This window comes from Nostocoides vanveenii (assembly GCF_039531165.1).
Taxonomy (GTDB): Bacteria; Actinomycetota; Actinomycetes; order Actinomycetales; family Dermatophilaceae; genus Nostocoides_A; species Nostocoides_A vanveenii.
Window position 1 is genome coordinate 1 of sequence record NZ_BAAAPN010000020.1, and the last position, 3,052, is coordinate 3,052.

The window sequence follows — 3,052 nt, forward strand, 5'->3', positions numbered from 1 at the left end:
GGAGAGCCCGGTGCGGCGAGAGTCGCACGCCGGGTTCGGCGGGCGGCCCGGGGAAACGGAGCGGCAGCAATGCCGCCACCGCGCCTCGGGCCGACCCAACTGGCATCACGTGTCCACGCGACCGATTGGGCAGGGCAAGGGCCGCGGCCCGAGGGAGTTGACCGGGATGGTCGACCTGACAAGGCACCCCCACCCCACAGATCCGGACAAGCCGCCGATCGTCAAAGCGCGGCTGCTGGACCTGGTTCCCGGCCGATCCGGCGAGGCGTACGCCACCTGGCTGCAGGATCGTGGTGAGCAGTTCCGGGTGAGGGTGGCGACGCTGGACCCGTTCCGCGGGTACAAGAACGCGTCGATGACCAGCTGCAGGACGCCCGCTCGGTCCTGGACGCCTTCCACGTGCTCAAACTCGCGACCGCGGTCGTTGACGATGTCCGCCGCCGGGTTCAGCAGGAGATCCACGGCCACCGCGGCCGCAAGAACGACCCGCTGTACCGGGTCCGGAATATCCTGCGCTCCGGGGCGGAGAACCTCACCGACCGGCAGAAAGCGCGCCTGGCCGCGGCGTGGGCCGCCGACGAACGGCACCTCGAAGTGGAGGTCGCCTGGCTGTGCGCCCAACAAGTGCGCTCGGTCTATCACCAAGACACCCACGCCGCCGGCCGCGCGATCGCCGAGAAGATCCTGGATGAGTTCCCCGCGTGCCCCATCCGCGAGGTCAAACGCCTCGGTAAGACCCTCAACCAGTGGCGCACCGAGTTCCTGGTAGGTGTGGTCACCTTCTCTGACCCCGGGTAGGCCGCTGATCGTCGCGAATGTCGGCCCCATCTCGGTGGTCGCGGTGGCCCGTTGTTCGGGTGGGTGTGTCGTCGCGAATATTGGCCCCACCCGTGGTGAGGGTCTTCACGTCAACGGTTATCGGCGTGGAGGTCCCGGTGAGGCAGCGATCCAGGGTGGAGCTATTCGAGACGATCCGGCGAGACCGGCGCACGGACCCGGCCGTGTCGGTGCGCGAGCTCGCGGTCCGGCATGGGGTGCATCGGCGCACGGTCCGCCAGGCGTTGGCGTCCGCGCTTCCCCCGCCCCGCAAGGAGTACCCGACGCGGGCGCGGCCGGCGATCGACCCGTGGCGGGAGATCATCGACGGGTGGCTGATCGGGGACCAGGACGTGCCTCGCAAGCAGCGCCACACCGCCCGGCGGGTGTGGCAGCGGCTCCTCGCCGAGCACGGTGCCCGGGTGGCGGAGGTGACGGTGTCTCGGTATGTCGCGGCCCGGCGGGTCGAGATCGGCCTGGTGGACCGGGAGGTGTTCGTCCCGCAGGTCCACGCCCCGGGCGCGGAGGCCGAGGTGGACTTCGGCGAGTTCGAGACTGGCCTGGCCGGGTCGCCGGTGAAGGTGTGGATGTTCGTGATGCGCCTGTCGCACTCGGGGCGGGCGTTCCACGTCGCCTACGGAACCCAGGCACAGGAAGCGTTCCTCCAGGGCCACGTCGAAGCCTTCAACCACTTCGGTGGCGTCCCAGCACTGATCCGGTACGACAACTTGAAACCGGCCGTGATCAGGGTGTTGAAGGGCCGCGACCGGGTCGAGTCTGACCGGTTCATCGCGTTGCGCTCTCACTACGGCTTCGACTCGTTCTTCTGTATCCCGGGCAAGGGCGGCGCGCACGAGAAGGGCGGCGTCGAGGGAGAGATCGGCCGCTTCCGCCGCCGACACCTGGTCCCGGTTCCTACGGTCGCCTGCCTGGCCGAGTTGAACAACCTGATCGCTGCCGGCGATGCCGCGGACGACTCTCGGGTCATCACCGGTCACGCCGCCACGATCGGGGCCGAGTTCGCCGGCGAGGCGGCCTCGTTGATGTCGCTGCCGGTCGAGGCATTCGACGCAGCGGTGAGCGAGCAGCGCCGGGTCGACCACCGTTCGCGAGTCTCGATCCGACAGAACCATTACTCGGTCCCTGCCCGGTACGTGGCCCGCCGGCTTACGGTGCGGTTCACCGCGACCACGGTCACCATCCATGACGGTGGCAAGGTCGTCGCCGCCCACGAGCGGGCGATCGGCCGCTACCAGCAGGTCCTGTCCCTGGATCACTACCTGGAAGTGCTGACCCGTAAACCCGGCGCCATGCCCGGCGCGACCGCCCTGGCACAGGCCCGAGCATCCGGCATGTTCACCCCGAGCCATCAACGGTATTGGGACGCGACCCGCCGAGCCTTGGGCGATGCCCGCGGCACTAAAGCACTCATCGAGGTCCTCCTGGCCCACCGCACCCTGCCCCACGCCTGCCTGATCGAGGCGATGGACGCCGCAGCCACCTCGGGGATCCTCAGTCCCGAGGTCGTGATCATCGACGCCCGCCGCCGGGCCACCGACACCACCGTCCATCCGGCCCCGGTTGCTCCCGAGCTGCTCCGCTACGACCGACCTGCACCCACCCTGAGCGGCTACGACGCCCTCCTCACCCACCGGAAGGCCCTGCCATGAGCATCAAGACCGACACCGCCGCGCAAGCAGCAGTCAACGCCGCAGCTCGCGAGCTGCACCTGCCCACCGTGCGCACCGAGGCCGTCCGGTTGGCCGAGGTCGCCGTCCGGGAACGCCGCACCCACTTGGGCTACCTCGCCGAAGTCCTCGCCGCCGAGGTCGATGACCGGCTCGAGCGGCGCCGGGTCCGGCGCGTGATCGAGGCCAAGTTCCCTCGCCTGAAAAGACTCGCCGACTTCGACCTGAGCGCCGTCCCCGCGATCACCCCCGCCACCCTGGCCCACTTGACCTCCGGTACCTATCTCGAGGCTGGGGAACCCGTTGTGATGCTGGGCGACTCCGGCACCGGCAAGAGCCACCTGCTCATCGGCCTCGGGCTAGCCGCCTGCGAGCAAGGACGACGCGTCCGCTACGCCANCGCCACCCTGGCCCACTTGACCTCCGGTACCTACCTCGAAGCCGGGGAACCCGTTGTGATGCTGGGCGACTCCGGCACCGGCAAGAGCCACCTGCTCATCGGCCTCGGGCTAGCCGCCTGCGAGCAAGGACGACGCGTCCGCTACGCC

2 protein-coding genes and 1 pseudogene are annotated in these 3,052 nt (G+C 69.6%); all 3 read left to right on the top strand.

What is annotated here, in order from left to right; translation table 11 throughout:
- Positions 1-100: 100 nt before the first annotated feature.
- Positions 101-765 (top strand): annotated as a pseudogene (locus tag ABD209_RS03950) (ISL3 family transposase); the annotation flags it as partial.
- A gap of 188 nt (positions 766-953) precedes the next feature.
- Positions 954-2,486: an IS21 family transposase gene (istA, locus tag ABD209_RS03955; protein WP_425564561.1), complete on the top strand. Its 1,533-nt coding sequence runs from the start codon at positions 954-956 to the stop codon at positions 2,484-2,486.
- On the top strand, positions 2,483-3,052 hold a 570-nt coding region (locus tag ABD209_RS03960; RefSeq protein WP_344062448.1), incomplete at its 3' end, for an ATP-binding protein. The genes istA and ABD209_RS03960, both read left to right, overlap by 4 nt.